The sequence below is a fragment of the Amycolatopsis sp. NPDC051102 genome, assembly GCF_040682815.1.
Classification (GTDB): Bacteria; Actinomycetota; Actinomycetes; order Mycobacteriales; family Pseudonocardiaceae; genus Amycolatopsis.
Window position 1 is genome coordinate 1152900 of the sequence record NZ_JBFBBT010000001.1, and the last position, 19183, is coordinate 1172082.

The window sequence follows — 19183 nt, forward strand, 5'->3', positions numbered from 1 at the left end:
ACGTGCACCGCACCCTGATGAACGCCAAGATCCACCGCGCCACCGTCACCCAGGCCGACCTGCACTACGTCGGCTCGCTGACCATCGACGCCGACCTGATGGCCGCCGCGGACATCGTCGAGGGCGAACGGGTCCAGGTCGTCGACATCACCAACGGCGCCCGGCTGGAGACCTACGCCATCACCGGCGAGCCGGGCTCCGGCGTCATCGGCGTCAACGGCGCGGCCGCGCACCTGGTGCATCCCGGCGACCTCGTCATCATCATCACCTACGCGCAGGTCCACGAATCCGAGCGGGCCGGCCACCGGCCGCGGGTGGTGCACGTCGACGGCGACAACCGGCAGGTCCACTTGGGACACGACCCGGCCGAGCCGGTGCCGGGCGCGGAAGCGCAGCTGTCGGGCCGTGGGCGTTGACACAGTTGCTTTTGGGAGGCTGCCCTAAATAAGGTCTGCCTATCCTAAAGTCCTGCGAGAGGTGCTCATGTCCGTGTTCCAAGGCGCTGCCGGGCTCAGCCGGCGTGGATTCCTGATCGGGGCGGGTGGCGTCGCCGCCGCCGCGGCCCTCACCGCGTGCGGCAGCGGCGGCGACAAGCCGGCCGCCGGCGCGTCCGGCCCGTGGGAGTTCACCGACGACCGCGGCCAGAAGGCGGCGCGCGACCAGCGTCCGGCACGGGTGGTGGCCTACGCCAGCTCGGCCGCGGCGCTGTGGGACTACGGCGTCCGCCCGGCCGGCGTGTTCGGCCCGCAGAAGACGGCCGACGGCGGCAAGGAGATCCAGGCCGGCAACATCGACCTGAACGCCGTCACCTCGATCGGCAACGCCTGGGACGACTTCAGCATGGAGAAGTTCGCCGCGCTCAAGCCGGACCTGGTCGTCACCGGCCTGACCGGCACCAAGCCCACGGACATGTGGGTGCTCACCGGCGACCTCGGGCCGAAGGTGCAGCAGGTCGCGCCGGTCGTCGCGCTCTCGGAGTACAAGGTCACGCTGCCCAAGGTGATCGAGCGTTACGCGCAGCTGGCCGTCGCCCTGGGCGGCGACGCGAATTCGGCGACGATGAAGCAGGCCAAGGACGACTTCGACAAGGCGTCCGAGGACCTGCGCGCGGCGGCGAAGGAGAAGGCCGGCCTGAAGGTCCTGGTGCTCTACGGCGACAAGGACGGCCTGTACATCGCGAAGCCGGAGTTCTTCGCCGACCTCGCCTACTACCGCGAGCTGGGCCTGGACATCGTCTCCGGCGGCGGCAGCGAGGACTACTGGGAGCAGCTGTCCTGGGAGCAGGCGGGCAAGTACCCGGCGGACCTGATCCTGACCGACTCGCGCTCGTACGCGCTGCCGCGCGCCCAGATGACGCAGTTCCCGACGTGGAACCAGCTGCCCGCGGTCAAGGCGAACCAGCTCGGCGACTGGTCGGCCGAGCCGCGCTTCAACCACCTGCTCGCCACGCCGGTCATCCGGAAGCTGACCGCGCTGGTCAAGGGTGCCCGCACGGACATCACCGCCTGAGGAGGCCCGCGATGACCAACCCGTTCGAAGACCCCGCCGGGACGTACCTGGTCCTGGTGAACGCCGAGAACCAGCACAGCCTGTGGCCGGAGGCCACGGACGTCCCGGCCGGCTGGACGGTCACCTTCGGCCCCGCCCCCCGCCAGGCCTGCCTGGACCACGTGGAAGCGAACTGGACGGACATGCGCCCCAAGTCCCTGGCCGACGCCATGGACACCTGACCCACCTCCAGCACGACACGCCGGGAGCCCATGGCTCCCGGCGTGTCGTCTTTCCAGTCACGCGAGCCGACCCTCCGATCACGCGAACTGACCGCCTGGGTACGCGAGATGCCCCTCCAGACACGCGAGATGCCCCTCCAGACACGCGAGATGCCCCTCCAATCACACGACTTTCGTGTACCGGAACGGACGACTCGCGTGTCTGGAGGGTCGACTCGCGTGATTGACGGGACGACACGGTCAGGCGCGCTGGCCGGACCAGGCCGCCCACAGCTTGGCGTACTGGCCGCCCGCGGCGACGAGGTCGTCGTGGGTTCCGGACTCGACCACCGCGCCCGCGTCCAGGACCACGATGCGGTCCGACGCCGCCGCCTGGGTCAGGCGGTGGGCGACCACCAGGGCCGTGCGTCCTTCGAGGGCCGCCGCGGCCGCCGACTCCAGGACGCGTGATCCCGCGCTGCCCGCCTCGGCCGTGGCCTCGTCGAGGATCGCGATCGGCGGGTCGGCCAGCACCAGCCGGGCGAGCGCCAGCTGCTGCGCCTGCGTCACCGTCAGCTGGTGACCGCCTTCGCCGACGACCGTCGCGAGCCCGTCCGGCAGGGACGAAACCCACGGCAGCGCACCCACCTTGGCCAGCGCGGCCCGCAGTTCGGCGTCGGTCGCCGACGGGCGGGCCAGCCGCAGGTCGTCGGCCAGCGGGCCGGCGAAGACGTGGACCTCCTGGCTGATCAGCCCGACCGTCCGGCGCGTCGCGGCCGGCCCCAGTTCGTCCAGTGACACGCCGCCGAGGACGACCGAACCCGTTGCGGGACGGTGGATCCCGGCGATCAGCTTGGCCAGCGTCGTCTTCCCGGCGCCGCTCGCGCCGACCAGCGCCACCCGCTCACCCGGCGCGACACCGAGGTCGACGTCCCGCAGCACCGGGTGACCGTCCACATAGGAGTAACCGAGCTCCGCCGTCTTCACCGACGCGTCGACCGGCCGCGCCGGCCGTGCGGGCGACGCCTCGGCGGGCAGGTCGGCGACGCCGATCAGCCGCGCCAGGCTGGCCGTGGCCGCCTGGGCGTCGTCGACCAGCGCCAGCGCGGTCGTGATCGGCCCGAACAGGCTGTGGAAGTACAGCGCCGCCGCCGTCGCGACGCCGACCGTCACCGCGTCCGTCCCGACCAGCAGGAACCCCGTCGCCAGCACGGCCGACAGCCCGACGAACTCCGCGAGGTTCAGCCGCGCGTAGAACCGCGTCACCAGCCGGATGCCGCGCAGCGCCAGGGAAACGGCGGCGTCGGACCGCTCGCGCACCCGCGCAAGGTGGGTGTCCGCCAGCCGGAACGCTCGAACCGTCTTCGCGCCGCCGACGGTGTCCAGCAACTGCTGCTGTTGCGCCCCGACGGCTTCGCGCTGCGCGGCGTACAACGGCTTCGCGCGCGGCACGTACCAGCGCACAGTCCACAGCTGGATCGGCACGGCCAGCAACGCGGCCGGCAGGAACCGCCAGTCCAGCACGGCCAAGGCACCGAACGTCAGCACGACCGTCAGCACCGACCGGCCCAGCTCGGGCAGCGCCTGCCGGACACCTTCGGCGACGACCGAGACGTCGTTCGTCACGCGGGCGGTGAGGTCGCCGGACCCGGCGCGTTCGAGCTGCTCCAGCGGCAGGCCGAGGGCGCGCTCGACGAAGCGTTCGCGCAGCTCGGCCAGGATCGTCTCACCCAGCCGCGCCACCAGCGACACCCCGATCGCGGTGGCCACCGCCTGCGCCACCGCGACGAGCACCAGCCCCGCCACCGGCGTCACCAGCTCGCCCGCCGGCCGGCGCGTGGCGACCAGGTCGACGACCCGGCCGAGCAGCGGCGCGGTGAGCAGGCCGATCGCGGTGGCCGCGACGAGCGTCGTGAACGCGGCGGCCGCGCGGCCCTTCTGCCGGCCGGCCAGTTCACCGACGACGGCGCGGATCCGGCGGCCGTCGGCCACGGGGAGGAGTTCGCGGGTCATGACAGCACCGCCGCTCGGTAGTCGGGACGGCCGGCCAGCTCGGCGTGACTGCCTTCGCCCGTCACGCGCCCGTCGTCGAGCAGGACGACGCGGTCGGCCGCGGCCAGCAGCGCCGGGCTGGTGGTGACGAGGATCGTGGTGCGGCCCCGCCGCAGTTCGGCCAGGCCCGCGGCGATCCGGGCCTCGGTGACCGTGTCGACGGCGGTCGTCGGGTCGTGCAGCACGAGCACCGGCGCGTCGGCGGCGAGCGCCCGCGCGAGGGCCACCCGCTGACGCTGCCCGCCCGACAGCGACCGCCCGCGTTCGGTGACGGCGGTCGCGGTGCCGTCGGGCAGCGCGCTCGCCACCTCGTCGACGGCGGCCGCGGCCATCGCCTCGGCGGCCAGGGGACCGGATGTCACGTTTTCCGCGACCGTTCCGGCGAAGAGGTCCGCGTCGTGCGCGGCGACCAGCACCACCTCGCGGACCCGTCCGGGGTCCACAGTGGATAGATCCACCGAGTCGACCGACACCGAGCCGCCCGCGGGATCGGCGGCCCGGCCGAGGCAGTCCAGCAGGTCCGTCGCGGCGGCCGGATCAGTCGCGACGACACCCAGCAGCTCGCCCGGCTGGGCCTCGAAAGCGACGTCACGCAGGGCGCCGCGGCTCAGCGCGGACAGCTTGACGTGTCCGGCCGCCGGGGCCGGCAGCGTGGCGTCCCCGGCGCCGACGGCGGGAGGCGCGTCGAGGACTTCGGCGATGCGCGCGGCCGAGGCCCGGCCCTGCGCGAGTTCGCCGTTGACCCACGAGAAGATCGAGAACGGCGTGATCAGGTACTGCGCGAGCCCGACCGCGGCCACCAGGTCGCCGACGCTGATCTCGCCCGCCGCGGCGAGGTTGCCGCCGACCAGCGCGACCACGGCGATGAAGATCCCGGTGAGCGCGAGCAGCGCGCCGTTGTGCCAGGCCTGGGCGCGGGCCGCGCGCAGCGTCGCCCGCAGCGAGTCCTGGCTGGTCCGGCGGTAGCGGTCGACGGCGGCGCGTTCGGCGCCGACGCCCTTGAGCACCCGCAGCCCGGCGACGAGGTCGGTGGCGATGCCGGAGGCGAACGCCGAGCGCTCCTGCTCGGCCTCGCTGCGGCGCTCCAGTGGCTTGCCGATCAAGTGCGCCAGGTACAGCATCGGCGGCGTGCCGAGCAGCACGAGCAGGCCGAGCGGCAGCGACATGGTGAGCAGCGCGACCGCGCTGACCAGGAGCCCGGCCAGGCCGGCGACGCCGAACGGCAGCACGCCGTTGACCGTGCCGACCCGCTTCGCGTCCGACGTCGCGATGCTCACCAGCTCGCCCGCGAGGGTGCCGGACTCCGCGACGCCGCCTGGGTGCAGGACCCGGCGGCCGAGGTCGAGGCGCAGGTCGTGGGCCGCGCGTTCGGCGGCGCGCTCGCCGAAGCGGGCACCGAGGCGGTAGCTGGTCGACAGCGCGGCGAAGAGCACGCCCAGCACCGCCAGCCAGAGGAGCAGCGTGCTGACCGAGCCGTTCGCGACGGCCTGGTCGATGACCACGCCGATCACCACCGGCACCAGTGCCTCGCCGCCTTGGTGGCCCGCGGTCAGCAGCGCCGCCGACGCCACCGATCGTCGTTGCCCGGCGATCGACCGGCGGAGGACCTGCCGTCCCGTCGTGCTCACCCGCGCCTCCCTGTCCAGAGCTGGGATAGGTAAGGCTAGTCTAAGTAAAGAAGTTACGGGATTGCGGTCGGCTTCGTCTCAGTCCGCGGTTCGGTCGCCGGTTCGCCGAACCGGGCCAGCGCGAGCGCGGCCAGCACGGCGAGCGCGAACCCGGCGACGGCGACGACCGCGAAGCCCGGCCGGGTGCGGTCGCCGAGGACCAGCACGCCCACCAGCGACGGGAACACTGTCTCGCCGAGCACCATCATCGCGGTCGAGGTGGTGACGCTCCCGCGCTGCAGCGCCGTCGCGTAGAACAGCATGGCCAGCCCGCCGGCGACCGCCACGGTGTAGGTCGCGGGATCGGTGAGCAGGTCCAGCGGCGCGAGACTGGGGATGATCCGGCCGGCGATCGCGACGACGCCGAAGCACAGCCCGGCGACGAGCCCGAGCGCCGGCGTCCGGATCCGGCGGCTCGCCTTGCCCGCGACGATCCCGGCCACGCCCAGCACGGCCACCGCGCCGATCAGGGTGAACCGGAACCCGAGCCCGACCGGGTCGGACCCTTCGCTCTCGGCGGCGGCGCCCAGCAGCGCGAGCCCGGCGCACACGACGGCGACGGCGCCCCATTCCCGCCGGCCGAGCCGCACGCCGAGGAACCGCGCGGCCACGGCCGTGACGGCGAGGCTCGCGGCCAGCGCGGCCTGGACGACGAACAGCGGCAGGACGTGCAGGGCGGCGATCTGCGCGACGAACCCGAGGACGTCGAGGGAGAGCCCGAGCACGAACTTCCACTGGCCGAGCACGCGGACCAGCAGTTTCGGGTCGACGCCGTCAGCCCCGGTGTCCGTGGCCTTCGCGGCGACGGACTGCATCACCGAAGCCACGCCGTACGCGCATGCCGCGCCCAAAGCGCAGAGCAGTCCCCACCACATGCGGGTCACTCTATTTCGCCGCCGTTTTCGTCGGACCGGTGCGGTAGGTTGCGGCCATGTCGAACACGAGTTCGAAGACGTACCGTCGCTGGCCGGCGCCCCTGGCCGGCGACGAGCTGCGCCTGCAGCTGGAGTTCCTCCAGTTCCTCCGCGCGACGGCGGTGAACAAGCTGGCCGGGCTGCCGCGCGAGCAGGCGGTGGCGACGCTGCTGCCGACGTCGCCGCGGATGAGCGCGCTGGGCGTGGTGAAGCACCTGACGGCGGTCGAGCGCTGGTGGCTGTGCATCGAGGCGGGCGGGGCGGACCTGCCGTCGCTGTGGGCGGGCAGCCCCGACCCGAGCTGGGACGTGACGGCGGAGGACACCCCGGCTTCGGTGGTGGCGGCGTACAAGGCGGAGTGGGCGCGGGTGGAGAAGGCCCTGCGCGGATTGACCCCGGACGACCGCACGCGGCGGCGGTCGGAGTTCACCGTGCGGTGGGTGGTGGCGCACGTCGTGCAGGAGACCGCGCGGCACGTCGGGCACCTGGACGTGCTGCGGGAGCTGGCGGACGGGGAGGTGGGTGAGTGACGGAGGAGTGAGGGGCTTCAGCCTGGAAAACCGGATGACACGGGCCGTTACCCTGGATTCGTGGCCGTCGTTGCGGGGTACCGCCGATTTACCGGCCCCCTGGCCCCTCGTGGGTGCCAGCGGGGTTCCGGTGCCATGTCCGCGGCCGGCGCTGCCTGAACCAGCGCCGCCGAGCGTCCGCCTTCGCCGGCGGACGCCGAGCCGATGCCGCGCGGGCCGAGACCGTGCCGGGCGTCCGGGCCAGGGGGAGAGCCGTCCCCACACCCGCCCGCTCAGCTCCGGAGGTCTCGTCATGCCCGAACCGCTCACCCCCGCCCAGCTCGCCCACGCCCTCGCCGTCCGGGATCTCACCGATCGCGCGGCCGGGCCGCATGCCATCCAGCTCGTCGTCGAACGGGCCGTCGAAGCACTCGCCGACCGGTGGTCCTGCGCCGTCCGGTGGTGGCCCGGCGAGCGGATCGTCACCGTCGCCGACAACTACGACCACCTCGGCTACGACCCCGCCGACGTCACGCGCGACGCCCGCTACACCCGGTACGTCGACCAGGACCACGTCCTGCGCAGCCACTCCACCGCCATGGTCCCCGCGGCCCTGCGCAGCCTCGCCGAAAGCCCGGTCGACGACGTCCTGCTCGTCTGTCCCGGTGTCGTCTACCGCCGCGACAGCATCGACCGGCTGCACAGCGGCACTCCGCACCAGCTCGACCTCTGGCGCCTCACCCGCGGCCGGACCACCACCCGGGCCGACCTCGAAGACATGGTCGCCGCGCTCGTCCCCGGGCGGAACCGGCGGCTCGAAACCCGGCGGCATCCGTACACCGTGGACGGTGCGCAGCTCGACGTCGAGCACGACGGCCGCTGGGTCGAAGTCGCCGAGTGCGGGCTGGCCCATCCCGCCGTGCTCGAGTGCGCCGGGCTCGACGGGACGTGGTCCGGGCTCGCGCTCGGGATGGGGCTCGACCGGATGCTCATGCTGCTCAAGGGCATCCCGGACATCCGCCTGCTGCGCTCGGCCGAGCCGGCCGTCGCCGCGCAGATGACGGACCTCGCGCCCTACCGGCCCGTGTCCGCCCTGCCGCCCGTGCGCCGCGACCTCTCGATCGCCGTCGCCGCCGACGACCGGGCCGAAGACCTCGGCGACCGCGTCCGGGACGCCCTCGGCGACGACGCCGACGTCGTCGAGTCGGTCGAGATCCGGCAGGAGACGCCGGGCGCGGAGCTGCCGCCGCCGGCACTGGCCCGGCTCGGTGCCCGCCGGGACCAGAAGAACCTCCTCGTCCGGCTCGTGCTCCGCCCGCTCGACCGGACGCTGTCCGACCACGAGGCGAACGTCCTGAGAGACCGCGTGTACGCCGCGTTGCACCAGGGAGACGTCCACCAGTGGGCCGGCTCAGGCTTGCAGGCCCCGGATCGCGAGCGCGGCGAAGCGCCGGGAAGCCGCGACGCGCGCCGCCGGTGAGGTGCCCTGGAGGCCGCTGTTTGCCATGAGGACCAGGATCACGTCGTCCAGTTCGACGTCGGGGCGCAGGTGGCCGGCTTCGCGGGCGCGGCGCGTCAGCTTCGCGATCGACTGCACCGCCCGCTCACGGTCCGCCGCGAAGTCCAGTGCGTGCGGGAACTCCGCCGTGAACGCGGCGGTGAAGCCCCGGTCACGGGCGTGCAGCTCGCACAGCTGCTCGATCGTCGAGGTGAAGCCGCGCCACGGATCGGGGTCGGCGAGTCCTTCGTCGACGATCGCGTAGCACGCGCGCATCTGGCCGGCGAACGCCTCGGTGGCCAGCGTCTCCTTGGTCGGGAAATGGCGATACAGGGTCGCCGGGCCGACACCGGCGTGCCGGGCGATCCGCCGCATCGGCACCGCCAGGCCGTCGGCGGCGAACACCGCGCGCGCCGCCTCGAGGATGCGGTCGCGGTTGTCGCGGGCGTCGGACCGCCGGAGGTGAGGCAAAACCTCGGTCACTCCCTCACTTTAGCCAACCGGACGGGGGCGTCCGTTAGCGTCCGCTGCCGACGATCGGAGGAACGGTGAAAGCAGTGGCAGTGCAGGAGTTCGGCGGCCCCGGCGGCCTGGCGGTGGTCGACCGGCCGGTCCCGGAGCCGGCCGCCGGGCAGCTGCTGATCAGGACCGAGGCCATCGGCGTCGGCGGGGTCGACGTCCTGATCCGCAGCGGCGCGCTCGCGGCGTACGGCTTCGAGACCGGTCACGTCCTGGGCGGCGAGATCGCCGGGACGGTGGCCGGAACCGGCGACGGCGTCGACGCCTCCTGGCTCGGGAAGCGCGTCTGGGCTTTCGCGGACGTCGGCGGGGGTTACGCCGAGCAGGCGGTCGTCCCGGCGGCGACGCTCGTCCCGCTGCCGGAGGCCCTGTCGCCCGTCGACGCCGTGACGCTCGGCAGCTCCGGCATGGTCGCCCGCTTCGGCCTGCGCCACGCTCAGTTCGCGCCCGGCGAGTCGCTGCTGATCCGCGGCGCGGCCGGCGGCATCGGCATCATGGCCGTCCAGCTGGCGGCCCGCGGCGGCGCCGAAAGGATTGCGGTGACGACGTCCTCGGCCGAGCGCGGCGAGCGGCTGCGCGAGCTGGGCGCGACCCATGTCCTGGGACGCGAAGGCGACGGCGCCGGGGACTTCGACGTGATCCTCGACGTCGTGGCGGGCCCGGGCCTCCCGGCGTTCTTCGGCAAGCTCGAACCGAACGGGCGCCTGGTGGCGGTCGGCGCGGTGGCCGGCGACCCGCCCGCCACGTTCGGCCAGGCGCTGTTCTCGGCGTTCCGCAAGTCGATGTCGTTCGCGACCTTCAGCGCGAGCACGGTGCCCATGGCCGAGCGCACCGCCGCGACGGCCGAGCTCTTCACCGGCGACCTGCGGGCGGTCGTGCACGAGGTCCTCCCGCTGGAGCAGGCCGAACTGGCGCACCGGAAGCTCGACGCGGGCGAGGTGTTCGGCCGGATCGTGCTCACCACCCCGGCGTACCGCCCGTAGGGTGTCCGGCATGACTGATCGGCTCTACTTCCGGCAGCTGCTCGCCGGGCGTGACTTCGCCGTCGGGGATCCCGTCGCGACGCAGATGGTGAACTTCGCCTACCTCATCGGCGACCGCGAGACCGGGGACGCCGTCATCGTCGATCCCGCCTACGCCGTGCGGGACCTGCTGGACGTCCTCGCGCAGGACGGCATGCGGCTCACCGGGGTGCTCGCGACCCACCACCACCCCGACCACGTCGGCGGTGAGATGCTCGGCTTCTCGCTGCCCGGGATCGCCGAGCTGCTCGCCGTCGAACAGGTGCCGATCCACGTCAACGGGGCCGAGACCGAGTGGGTCCGGCGGGTCACCGGCGTGTCCGGGACCGACCTGCGCGCCCACGACCACGACGACGTCCTCGAGGTCGGGGCCATTCCGATCCGGCTGCTGCACACGCCCGGGCACACGCCGGGCAGCCAGTGCTTCCTCGTCGAGGACAAGCTCGTCTCGGGCGACACGCTGTTCCTCGAAGGCTGTGGCCGCACCGATTTCCCGGGCGGGGACGCCGAGGAGATCTACCGCAGCCTGCAGGCCCTCGCCGGGCTGCCCGGTGACCCGGTCGTCTACCCCGGGCACCAGTACTCGGCCGAGCCGTCGGCCGCGCTGTCCGACGTCAAGCGCACCAACTTCGTCTACCGGCCGCGCTCGCTCGACGAGTGGAAGGTCATGTTCGGCGGCTGAGCCAAGCCGAGCCAAGTGCGTTCCACGGGGTGAAACGCGGGATGTTCACGGAGTGGGCGCGGATTGACTTCGGTTCCCACGCACCGGAAAGTCGGCCACGCAATCGGAAGAACATCCCCGTCCCCGGGAGAAATCCGTGTCGATTTCCACCACGGGCGTGCTGGCGCACGTCCGGAAACGCGCCGCCGAGCCGCCGCGCAAAGCCGTGCGGCGGCTCGATCTCCGGCGCTGGATCAGCCCGGTGGTGCTGCTCGCCGCCTGGCAGCTCGCCAGCGCCACCGGCGTCCTGCCGCCCGACAAGCTCAGTGCCCCGTGGACGGTCGTGCAGGCGGGCCTCGAATCCGCGCGCAGCGGCGAGCTCGGGTCCGCGTTCGCGGTCTCGCTCGGCCGCGTCGGCGCCGGGTTCGCGCTCGGCGTGGTGGCCGGCATCCTGCTCGGCATCGTCTCCGGGCTGTCCCGCTGGGGCGAGGCGCTGGTCGACCCGCCGGTGCAGATGCTGCGCACCCTGCCGTTCCTCGGCCTGATCCCGCTGTTCATCCTGTGGTTCGGGATCGGCGAGGAGACGAAGATCGTGCTGGTCGCCCTCGGCGTGGCCTTCCCGCTCTACCTCAACGTCCACTCGGGAATCCGCGGCGCCGACCCCGCCCTCGTCGAAGCCTCGCGGGCGCTGGGGTTCAGCCGCGCGGAACGGCTCTGGCACGTCGTCCTGCCCGGCGCGCTGCCGCAGGCGCTCGTCGGGCTGCGGCAGTCCCTGGGCCTGGCCTGGCTCGCGCTGATCGTCGGTGAGACGGTCAACGCCGACGCCGGCGTCGGCTACCTCATCAACAACGCGCGGGAGTTCCTGCGCACCGACGTCGTGGTCGTCGGCCTCGTCCTGTACGCCCTGCTCGGCCTGGTCACCGACGCGCTGGTCCGGCTGCTCGAACGGAAGGTGCTGCGGTGGCGAACCCGGTAGCCGAGGTCCGCGGCCTGACCCGGCGGTTCGGTGACCGGACCGTGCTCAGTGGACTCGACCTGACCGTCGAACGCGGCGAGTTCGTCGCGCTGCTGGGCCGCAGCGGCTCCGGCAAGTCGACGCTCCTGCGCATCCTGGCCGGCCTCGACGGCGACGTCGAAGGCACCGCCGAAGTCACCGGCACCGTCTCGGTGGCGTTCCAGCAGCCCCGGCTGCTGCCGTGGCGGAAGGTCTGGCGCAACGTCGTCCTCGGCCTGCACCAGGACGGCGTCACGAAGTCCCGCAACCGCGCGCTGGCCGAGAAGGCGCTCGCCGAGGTCCACCTGGCCGGGCACGCCGACGACTGGCCGCTCACGCTGTCCGGTGGCGAGGCCCAGCGCGTGTCGCTGGCCCGCGCGCTGGTCCGCGAACCCGGCCTGCTGCTGCTCGACGAGCCGTTCGGCGCCCTCGACGCGCTCACCCGGATCGCGATGCACGGCCTGGTGCTCGACCTCTGGCGGCGGCACCGGCCGGGCGTGCTGCTGGTGACCCACGATGTCGACGAGGCTCTGCGCCTGGCCGACCGGGTCCTGGTGCTCGACGGCGGCCGGATCGTGGCCGCCCACCGGCCGCGCGAAACCGAGGACCACGACGACCTCCGCCGCCGCGTGCTGGCCGACCTGGGAGTGACCGAAGATGCAGTGGCGTAGGGGAGTACTGGCCGTCACGGCGGCCCTCGTGGTGTCGGCCTGCGGCACCGCAACCGGGGAAGCTCCGGTACCGGCCGCGGTGAGCGGGGCCGACCTGGCGAAGGTGACGCTCAAGGTCGGCGACCAGAAGGGCGGGGTGAAGTCCCTGCTCACCGCGGCGAACCTGCTGCAGGGCACGCCGTACAAGATCGAATGGGCGACGTTCACCTCGGGCCCGCCGCTGCTGGAAGCCGCCTCGGCCGGCGCGATCGACACCGGGCGTGTCGGCAACACGCCGCCGATCTTCGCGGCCGCGGCGAAGGCGAAGATCAAGGTGATCAGCGTTTCGCGCAGCAACGTCGAGCGCGAAGCCGTCCTCGTCCCGCCGGATTCGCCGCTGCAGAACGCCGCGGCCCTGAAGGGCAAGACGATCGGCGTCGCGAAAGGCACCTCGGCGCACGGGCAGCTGCTGAACACGCTGCACAACAACGGACTGTCCACCAAGGACGTCAAGCTGAGCTTCCTGCAGCCGTCCGAGGCGTACGCCGCGTTCACCCAGCACACCATCGACGCCTGGGCGATCTGGGACCCCTACACCGCGCAGGCGCAGCTCGAAGCGCACGCGCGCGTGCTGGCCGACGGCCGGGGCGCGTCGAACGGCCTGGCCTTCCTGACCGCGAGCACGGCCGCGCTCGCCGATCCGGGCCGGAACTCCGCCCTGCGGGACTTCGCAGTCCGCGTGGTCAAGGCACAGAAGTGGGCCGACACGCACCGCGAAGCGTGGGCGCAGGCGTGGGCCAAGGAGACCGGGCTCAAGATCGAGGTCGCGCGCAAGGCCGTCGAGGCGGGCCGTGACCTGCCGATCGTGCTCGACGACGGCGCGGTGGCGTCCGAGCAGCAGCTCGCGGACGCTTTCACCGACGAGAAGACGCTGCCGGGGAAGGTGGACTTCGCCGCCTTCGTCGACCGGCGGTTCGGTCCCGACCTGGACCAGGCGAGGAGCAACGGATGAGCATCGAGCTGCACTGGTTCCTGCCCACCAGCGGGGACGGCCGCACGATCGTGGAACGCTTCCACGCGAACAAGTCCGCGGGGCCGTCGGCCCAGCGGCAGCCCGACCTGGACTACCTGACCCAGGTGGCCCGCGCGGCCGAGCGGCAGGGCTTCGAAGGCGTCCTGACCCCGACCGGCACGTGGTGCGAGGACGCGTGGCTCACCACGGCCGCGCTGATCAGCCGGACGAACCGGCTGAAGTTCCTGGTCGCGTTCCGCCCCGGCGTCATCTCGCCGACCCTGGCGGCCCAGATGGCGGGGACGTTCCAGCGCCTGTCAGGCGGCCGGGTGCTGCTCAACATCGTCACCGGCGGCGACGCGGTCGAGCAGCGCCGCTTCGGCGACTGGCACGACCACGACGCCCGCTACGCCCGCACCGACGAGTTCCTGACCATCGTGCGCGGGGTCTGGTCCGGCGAGCCGTTCACCTTCGAAGGCGAGCACCTGCGGGTCGAAGGCGCGACGACCCTCTCCGCGCCGGACCCGGTCCCGCCGATCTACTTCGGCGGCTCGTCACCGGCCGCGCTGCCGGTCGCGGCGCGGCACGCCGACGTCTACCTGACCTGGGGCGAACCGCCCGCGCAGGTCGCGGAGAAGATCGGCAGGGTCCGTGAGCTGGCCGGTGACCGGCCGATCCGGTTCGGCGTCCGGCTGCACACCATCTCCCGCGACACCTCGGCCGAAGCCTGGGCCGAGGCGCAGAAGCTCCTGGACGCGCTGAGCCCGGACCAGGTCGCCAAGGCCCAGGCGCAGCTGGCCGCGAGCGAGTCGGTGGGGCAGCAGCGGATGGTCGCCCTGCACGGCGGCCGCACCGACGGCGGTGTCCGCGGCCTGGAGATCCACCCGCACCTCTGGGCCGGAGTGGGCCTGGTCCGCGGCGGCGCCGGCACGGCCCTGGTCGGCAGCCACGAGGAGGTCGCGGACCTGATCGAGGAGTACCACAGCGTCGGCGTGAGCGAGTTCGTGCTGTCGGGCTACCCGCACCTCGAGGAGGCGTACTGGTTCGGCGACGGCGTCCGGCCCGAGCTGGCGCGCCGCGGGCTGCTCAAGGAGTACTAGCCCCAGCGCGTCGAGGCGTAGACGACGATGTTGTCGCGGTAGGAGCGTTTCGCCGCGTCGAAGCTGCCGCCGCAGGTGATCAGCCGCAGCGCGCTGCCCGGCGCGGGCCCGTAGACGGCGTCGGTCGGGAACGCGTCCTTCGGGTAGCGCTGGACGGCGTCCACCACGAACCGGGTCTCCTGGCCGTCGGAACGCGCGACGAACACCGGGTCGCCGTCGCGCAGGTCGCGCAGCCGGAAGAACGGTGCCGGCCCCGACCGGGAGTCGACGTGCGCGGCGATCACCGCCGGGCCCGGGTCGCCCGGCACCGGGCCGGCGGCGTACCAGCCGACGTCCTCGAACCGCGCGGGCGCTTCCAGCTGGTGCCCGGCGCCCAGCCCGAGCGGGACGAGCGTCGCCGCGTCGACGCCGATGGCGGGGATCCGCAGCCGCACCGGGCGCACGCCGGCCGAGGCGGGCAGCGGCTGCGGCCCGCTCGCCACCGGAGACCCGGGAGACACCGGAGACACCGACGGCGACGGCGGGACGACCGGCGGCGCGGCCGCCGAGCAGCCCGCGGCCAGCACCGCCACGACGAGCAGCGCGCCGAGGTCAGCGCGCACGAGCCGCCCGGCACCCCACCAGCAGCGCGGCCAGCAGCCCGGCCGCCGCCGCGAACGCCGGCCAAAGGGGCGCGGGTGCGGTGCCGCCGCCCCCGGTCTCGACGCCGAGCTTCGGCGGCTCGGGCAGGGACGCGCCGTCGGGGATCGGGTTCGCCTTCAGCGTCCCGGCGTTCTCGGTGATAAGCAGCGTCGTGGACGACCCGGCCTTGACGTCGACGTCGGCGGCCGACTTGACCGAGCCACCGCTCAGCTGCAGCGGCCACCGTCCTTCCGGGACGTCCACATAGGACGACGTCTGGCCGTAGGCCGCGTCCTTGGCGAGCGTGACGCCCTGCGGGCCCGCCACGGTGACCGGCGCGATCGCCGCCGATCCCTGGACGACCCGGACGCGGCCCTTGCCGGCGGCGGGCGGGGTGAGGTCGTCGGTGACCAGGTCGCCCTTGAGCGTGCCGCCCGGGCCGTTGGTGAAGACCAGCAGCGAGTAGGCGGTGCGCTCGGCGACGTCGATCGTCGCCGACAACGCCGGCGGGGTGACCGGCGCGGCGTCGGCGGGCCGCATCGACAGCGTGTACTTGCCCGGGTCGAGCGACGAGTAGGGCGTGACAGCGCCGTAGCCCGCCTTACGGATCACGACCTTCTCGGCTTGGCCGAAGGGCGCGAAGTAGATGTCCACCGGCGGCACCTTGGGCGACAGGTGGCCGACCCGGATCCAGCCGACGCCCGGGCCGGGGGCGGTCGCCGCCTCGGCCGTCACCGGCGTCAGCGCGACGGACAGGAGGGCTGCGGCGGCCAGCCCGCCGGGTCTGCGGAGGAAAGTGCGCATGGGAGGGCCTTTCACCGTCAGGGGGAGGAGAACGGGACCAGCAGTCCCGGGGGTGCGAACAGCGGGTAGGTGACGAGCACGCCGTCCGCGGTCCGGGTGACCGAGGACGGCCGGAACAGATCGCGCTGGCCGGCGTAGAACGCGGCCGCGCCTTCCTCGTCGCCGGCCAGCAGCACCCGTCGGCGCGGCTGCCCGGCGGGGTCTTCGCCGGGGACGGCGGGGAACGCCGCGACGCCGACCGGCTGCAGCGCCGCGAGCGCGGCGATCGTCGCGATCAGCCGCGGGTCGACGCGGCCCGCGCGCAGCACGGCGACGGCGTCCGGGGCGCAGGTGATCCGGGCCGACGCCGCCAGCGCCTCACCCGCGTGGGTGCGGGCCGACTCCTCCGACGACGCGGCCGGGTCGGCGGCCGGCAGGCCGAGCCTGGACACGGTGACCTGCCGGTCGCCGGTGCCGAACACCGCGGTCGTCCCGGCGCCGGCGAGCGCGGCACCGAGGGCCGGATAACGGCTCGGGAGGTCCGTGGTGCCGGCGGTGAACACGGCCCAGCCGGCGGCCGGGCAGCCGGACGCGCACGCGGCGGGCGGGACGAGCATCCCGGTCGGCCAGCCGGCCTTGGCGAACTCGGCCCAGGCGCCGTCGTCGACGAGCACGCGCGCGCCGGAAGCGTTGGCGCGCAACCAGTCCTGGGCTTCAACGAGTGGGCCGCCGCGGTTCGTGGCCGGTCGCAGGGCGGGGTAGCCGTAGATCCAGCCGGCGGCGACCACGGCGACGAGGACGCCCGTGGCCAGTACCGTCCCGGGCCCGCGGCCGGCGTTGCCCCGATGCGCCGGGACATGTTGCCGCGCCACGGCTTGGACGACCGCGGCGAACAGCAGCGGCGTGAGGGGCACCAGCAGCGCGAGCACGGCCGTGTCCGGCACTCCGGGCACGAGCAGGGCCGCGACGAGCAGCAGGCCGGACACCGCGAACGGCCGCAGGGCGGCGACGGCGAGCGCGGCCACCAGCGCGACGGTCGAGAGCACCGCCCACGCCGGATCGAGGGCGACCCAGGTGGCGACCGACGGCGGGCTCGAGGCCGCCAGGTGCGGCCGCAGCGCCGCGGCCGCCGGACCGAACGCGAGGCCCAGCCCGAGGTTGAGCAGCACCGCCACCAGCGCCGCGCGGGCGGGCGCGCGCCGCACCAGCAGCCAGCCCGCCGCGGGCAGGAACAGCAGCGCCAGCGGGGAGGTGAGCACCGCCGCGAGCAGGCAGACCGCGGCCAGGGCGTCGTGCCGGATCCGGGCGCCGGGCCGGGTGATGAGCACCAGTGCGCCGAGGACCCACACGACCGCCAGGTGCTCGACGACGACCAGCCGCTGCAGGCCCAGCGCCAGCGGTGACGCCGCGAGCAGCAGCACCGCGGCCGCCGACGCCCACCGCGTCAGGCCGAGCCGGCGCGCCAGCAGCCACAGCAGCACGACGCCGAGCACCGCGGCCACGAGCATGGTTTCGCGGACCGCCACGAGCGCCGTCGCGGACCGGCCGAAGGCGTCGGACAGCATCGTGTACGCCGAAAGCTGCCACCAGCCGAACGGGCTGACCCCGGCGCCGCCGGCATCGGTGAACGACGTGAGGTGCCCGAGCGCGTAGGCGTGGGCGACGTTCGCGGCCTCGGCGGGCAGGGCCGGCGCCGGCGCGGCGAGGTACAGCACGCGCAGACCGCCGGCCAGCGCCAGCAGCGCCAGCACGATGTCGAGCGACAGCAACCGGTGCGCGGCCGGGACGGCGGTGCCCGCCGGTTCGGGAAGCGTCGCGGGGGAGCCGCCCGGGTCGGTCGTCTCCCGGCTGTGCTGGGCCATTGGACGGATCGTAGCCCCTCCCGATCAGCGGTCCAGCCCGGGAGGAGCACGTCAGCCGGACGGCCCAGTCGCCGGAAAAGCGTTGCCCGGCAAGATTATTTCCCACCGCGCGGGGCGGTTCCGGAGAGTGTCCGGGTCAGCGCGAGCGCTACCGTCCGGACGGCCGGGGCGACCCGCTCGGTCCGCATCCGGTTGGCCCAGCCGGAAATCGACACCGCCGCCACCGCGACCCCGCCGGCGTCGAGCAGCGGGCTGGCCGCGCACACCACGCCGACACCGGATTCCTCGCGCTCCAAGGCGATGCCCTCCTCCCGCACCCGGGTGAGCTGGCGGCGCAGCAGGCCCGGCGCGGTGATCGTGCGCGCGCTCATCCGCGGCAGGCCGGCGTCGATCACCTGGTCCACCACCGATTCCGGGGAGAACGCGAGGATCGCCTTGCCGACGCCGGTGGCGTGCGCGGGGAACCGGCCGCCGATGCGCGACGGCAGCGTCGGCGCGTCCGGGCCGCGCAGCACGTCCAGGTACACGACTTCGGTGCCTTCGAGGATCGCGAGGTGGACGGTGTTGCGGGTGGCCTCGCGCAGGTCGGCCAGGTACGGCCGGGCGGCTTCGACCAGCCCACGGCGCGGCGAGGCCAGTTGGCCGATTTCGAACAACCGCAGCCCGAGCCGCACCGCGCCGGCTTCGCGTTCGAGCAGCCCGGTGCCGGCCAGGTGGCCGACGAGCCGGTGCACGGTCGTCTTCGCCAGACCGGTCCGGCGGGCCAGTTCGGAGACGCCGAGGGTCTCGTCACCCGGCCGGAAGGCTTCGAGGAGCGCGGCGACCCGGGCCGCGACGAGGCCGTCGCCGCTCGCGCCGTCGTTCCGCCCAGCGGTACGCATGGGTTGAGTGTGCCCGATCCGCCGCGGGACTGTCACGAGGTCGGCAGAGAGGTGAAGCTAGTGGCCGTCGGCGCCCAGGACGAGTTTCACGCAGTGCGCGACGAGCCGCTCGCGCGAAACCTTCAGCGACCCGTCGAGGTAGGCGATGAAGACGTTGCTCAGCGCGCCGACCAGCCCGACGGCGACCATCCGGCGCTCGGTCTCGTCGCCGCGGGACAGCTGTTCGCCGACGAGCGCGGCGAACACCGGCAGCAGGTGCAGGCCCCGGCGGGTCAGCGCGGGGTCGGTCAGCGGCGCGAGCAGCAGGATCCGGCCCTTGCGGGGGTCGTCGACGATCAGCTCGACGAACGCGCGCACGGCGTTCTCCGCCCGCGACACGGGGGTGGGGGCGTCCCGCACGGCGTCCACGAGCGCCTGCCGCGCCTCTTCGCCGACGTGCTCGTAGACCGCCGCGACCAGCTCCTCGCGGTCGGCGAAGCTCTCGTAGAAGTAGCGCTCGGTCAGCTTCGCGTGCCGGCACACCGCGCGGACGCTCGTCCCGGCCGACCCTTCGGTGCCCAGCAGGTCCAGGCCGGCGGCCACGAGCTGCCCGCGCCGGAGCGCCTTCCGGTCGTCCAGCGTCGTGCCCGCCCACGTGCGGCCCGGCATGGCGGCTCCTCGGTTGACTACAACTGTTGTCAGATCCTAGCCTGACAACAGCCGTAGTCAGTTCCGGACTCGACGAGGAGC

General features: G+C 73.8%; 20 protein-coding genes. 11 read left to right on the forward strand and 9 right to left on the reverse strand.

Annotated elements, in window-relative coordinates:
- Positions 1–2: 2 nt before the first annotated feature.
- The 3 genes from panD to AB0M93_RS04735 all read left to right on the forward strand — a co-directional run bounded on the left by panD (position 3) and on the right by AB0M93_RS04735 (position 1730).
- Entirely contained in the window at positions 3–416 is a 414-nt protein-coding gene (panD, locus tag AB0M93_RS04725) for an aspartate 1-decarboxylase (protein ID WP_364268401.1), read from the forward strand.
- Positions 417–483: 67 nt separating this feature from the next.
- Positions 484–1509 (forward strand): ABC transporter substrate-binding protein, encoded by a 1026-nt coding sequence (locus AB0M93_RS04730; protein ID WP_364268403.1) that lies wholly within the window; start codon positions 484–486, stop codon positions 1507–1509.
- Between the two features lie 11 nt (positions 1510–1520).
- The gene (locus AB0M93_RS04735) at positions 1521–1730 is read left to right on the forward strand and encodes an MbtH family protein (protein ID WP_364268405.1); all 210 of its coding nucleotides are present in this window, start codon (positions 1521–1523) and stop codon (positions 1728–1730) included.
- Between the two features lie 240 nt (positions 1731–1970).
- Here AB0M93_RS04735 and AB0M93_RS04740 read toward each other — a convergent pair whose 3' ends face one another.
- From AB0M93_RS04740 to AB0M93_RS04750, 3 genes are read right to left on the reverse strand one after another with little or no spacing between them, the layout of a single operon-like run.
- A complete protein-coding gene (locus AB0M93_RS04740; protein WP_364268407.1) occupies positions 1971–3722 on the reverse strand; it encodes an ABC transporter ATP-binding protein in 1752 nt (583 codons plus the stop codon).
- The gene (locus tag AB0M93_RS04745) at positions 3719–5389 is read right to left on the reverse strand and encodes an ABC transporter ATP-binding protein (protein WP_364268409.1); all 1671 of its coding nucleotides are present in this window, start codon (positions 5387–5389) and stop codon (positions 3719–3721) included. The genes AB0M93_RS04740 and AB0M93_RS04745 overlap by 4 nt, the downstream gene beginning before the upstream one ends.
- A 53-nt stretch (positions 5390–5442) precedes the next feature.
- A complete protein-coding gene (locus AB0M93_RS04750; RefSeq protein WP_364268411.1) occupies positions 5443–6303 on the reverse strand; it encodes a hypothetical protein in 861 nt (286 codons plus the stop codon).
- 56 nt (positions 6304–6359) lie between these two features.
- On the opposite strand from AB0M93_RS04750, the gene AB0M93_RS04755 reads away from it, so the two are divergent.
- Complete coding sequence (locus AB0M93_RS04755) at positions 6360–6872, forward strand: DinB family protein (RefSeq protein WP_364268413.1); 513 nt, start codon at positions 6360–6362, stop codon at positions 6870–6872.
- A 292-nt stretch (positions 6873–7164) separates the two neighbouring features.
- Positions 7165–8331 (forward strand): hypothetical protein, encoded by a 1167-nt coding sequence (locus AB0M93_RS04760; RefSeq protein WP_364268415.1) that lies wholly within the window; start codon positions 7165–7167, stop codon positions 8329–8331.
- Here the strand turns inward: AB0M93_RS04760 and AB0M93_RS04765 are convergent.
- Complete coding sequence (locus AB0M93_RS04765) at positions 8263–8832, reverse strand: helix-turn-helix domain-containing protein (protein ID WP_364268417.1); 570 nt, start codon at positions 8830–8832, stop codon at positions 8263–8265. The genes AB0M93_RS04760 and AB0M93_RS04765 overlap by 69 nt on opposite strands.
- 65 nt (positions 8833–8897) lie before the next feature.
- Here AB0M93_RS04765 and AB0M93_RS04770 point away from each other — a divergent pair, with 65 nt between their 5' ends.
- The 6 genes from AB0M93_RS04770 (at position 8898) to AB0M93_RS04795 (ending at position 14307) form a co-directional block, all read left to right on the forward strand.
- Positions 8898–9851 (forward strand): zinc-binding dehydrogenase, encoded by a 954-nt coding sequence (locus tag AB0M93_RS04770; protein ID WP_364268419.1) that lies wholly within the window; start codon positions 8898–8900, stop codon positions 9849–9851.
- A gap of 10 nt (positions 9852–9861) precedes the next feature.
- Positions 9862–10572, forward strand: coding sequence for an MBL fold metallo-hydrolase (locus tag AB0M93_RS04775; protein WP_364268421.1), 711 nt, complete (start codon positions 9862–9864; stop codon positions 10570–10572).
- 136 nt (positions 10573–10708) lie between these two features.
- Positions 10709–11527 carry an ABC transporter permease gene (locus AB0M93_RS04780; protein ID WP_364268423.1) on the forward strand — a complete coding sequence of 273 codons (819 nt, stop codon included), beginning with the start codon at positions 10709–10711 and terminating at the stop codon, positions 11525–11527.
- On the forward strand, positions 11512–12216 hold the full coding sequence (locus tag AB0M93_RS04785) for an ABC transporter ATP-binding protein (RefSeq protein ID WP_364268424.1): 705 nt from the start codon (positions 11512–11514) through the stop codon (positions 12214–12216). Before AB0M93_RS04780 ends, AB0M93_RS04785 begins: the two co-directional genes overlap by 16 nt.
- Positions 12203–13207 carry an ABC transporter substrate-binding protein gene (locus tag AB0M93_RS04790; RefSeq protein WP_364268426.1) on the forward strand — a complete coding sequence of 335 codons (1005 nt, stop codon included), beginning with the start codon at positions 12203–12205 and terminating at the stop codon, positions 13205–13207. Before AB0M93_RS04785 ends, AB0M93_RS04790 begins: the two co-directional genes overlap by 14 nt.
- Positions 13204–14307, forward strand: coding sequence for an LLM class flavin-dependent oxidoreductase (locus tag AB0M93_RS04795; RefSeq protein WP_364268428.1), 1104 nt, complete (start codon positions 13204–13206; stop codon positions 14305–14307). Before AB0M93_RS04790 ends, AB0M93_RS04795 begins: the two co-directional genes overlap by 4 nt.
- On the opposite strand, the gene AB0M93_RS04800 is transcribed toward AB0M93_RS04795, so the two are convergent.
- The 5 genes from AB0M93_RS04800 to AB0M93_RS04820 all read right to left on the reverse strand — a co-directional run bounded on the left by AB0M93_RS04800 (position 14304) and on the right by AB0M93_RS04820 (position 19102).
- Entirely contained in the window at positions 14304–14909 is a 606-nt protein-coding gene (locus AB0M93_RS04800; RefSeq protein WP_364268430.1) for a class F sortase, read from the reverse strand. The genes AB0M93_RS04795 and AB0M93_RS04800 overlap by 4 nt on opposite strands.
- Positions 14899–15732 (reverse strand): DUF4397 domain-containing protein, encoded by an 834-nt coding sequence (locus tag AB0M93_RS04805; RefSeq protein ID WP_364268432.1) that lies wholly within the window; start codon positions 15730–15732, stop codon positions 14899–14901. Before AB0M93_RS04805 ends, AB0M93_RS04800 begins: the two co-directional genes overlap by 11 nt.
- A 17-nt stretch (positions 15733–15749) precedes the next feature.
- Entirely contained in the window at positions 15750–17573 is a 1824-nt protein-coding gene (locus tag AB0M93_RS04810) for a glycosyl transferase (protein WP_364268434.1), read from the reverse strand.
- Between the two features lie 95 nt (positions 17574–17668).
- Complete coding sequence (locus tag AB0M93_RS04815; protein ID WP_364268436.1) at positions 17669–18454, reverse strand: IclR family transcriptional regulator; 786 nt, start codon at positions 18452–18454, stop codon at positions 17669–17671.
- A 57-nt stretch (positions 18455–18511) separates the two neighbouring features.
- A complete protein-coding gene (locus tag AB0M93_RS04820) occupies positions 18512–19102 on the reverse strand; it encodes a TetR/AcrR family transcriptional regulator (protein WP_364268438.1) in 591 nt (196 codons plus the stop codon).
- Between the last annotated feature and the right edge of the window lie 81 nt (positions 19103–19183).

What these genes read in the sequence shown, in the direction of transcription:
- AB0M93_RS04805 (WP_364268432.1), bottom strand. Translation starts at nt 15,732, where the DNA reads ATGCGCACTTTCCTCCGCAGACCCGGCGGGCTGGCCGCCGCAGCCCTC.
- AB0M93_RS04820 (WP_364268438.1), bottom strand. Translation starts at nt 19,102, where the DNA reads ATGCCGGGCCGCACGTGGGCGGGCACGACGCTGGACGACCGGAAGGCG.
- AB0M93_RS04740 (WP_364268407.1), bottom strand. Translation starts at nt 3,722, where the DNA reads ATGACCCGCGAACTCCTCCCCGTGGCCGACGGCCGCCGGATCCGCGCC.
- AB0M93_RS04815 (WP_364268436.1), bottom strand. Translation starts at nt 18,454, where the DNA reads ATGCGTACCGCTGGGCGGAACGACGGCGCGAGCGGCGACGGCCTCGTC.
- AB0M93_RS04760 (WP_364268415.1), top strand. Translation starts at nt 7,165, where the DNA reads ATGCCCGAACCGCTCACCCCCGCCCAGCTCGCCCACGCCCTCGCCGTC.
- AB0M93_RS04775 (WP_364268421.1), top strand. Translation starts at nt 9,862, where the DNA reads ATGACTGATCGGCTCTACTTCCGGCAGCTGCTCGCCGGGCGTGACTTC.
- AB0M93_RS04735 (WP_364268405.1), top strand. Translation starts at nt 1,521, where the DNA reads ATGACCAACCCGTTCGAAGACCCCGCCGGGACGTACCTGGTCCTGGTG.
- AB0M93_RS04810 (WP_364268434.1), bottom strand. Translation starts at nt 17,573, where the DNA reads ATGGCCCAGCACAGCCGGGAGACGACCGACCCGGGCGGCTCCCCCGCG.
- AB0M93_RS04795 (WP_364268428.1), top strand. Translation starts at nt 13,204, where the DNA reads ATGAGCATCGAGCTGCACTGGTTCCTGCCCACCAGCGGGGACGGCCGC.
- AB0M93_RS04755 (WP_364268413.1), top strand. Translation starts at nt 6,360, where the DNA reads ATGTCGAACACGAGTTCGAAGACGTACCGTCGCTGGCCGGCGCCCCTG.
- AB0M93_RS04750 (WP_364268411.1), bottom strand. Translation starts at nt 6,303, where the DNA reads ATGTGGTGGGGACTGCTCTGCGCTTTGGGCGCGGCATGCGCGTACGGC.
- AB0M93_RS04730 (WP_364268403.1), top strand. Translation starts at nt 484, where the DNA reads ATGTCCGTGTTCCAAGGCGCTGCCGGGCTCAGCCGGCGTGGATTCCTG.
- AB0M93_RS04790 (WP_364268426.1), top strand. Translation starts at nt 12,203, where the DNA reads ATGCAGTGGCGTAGGGGAGTACTGGCCGTCACGGCGGCCCTCGTGGTG.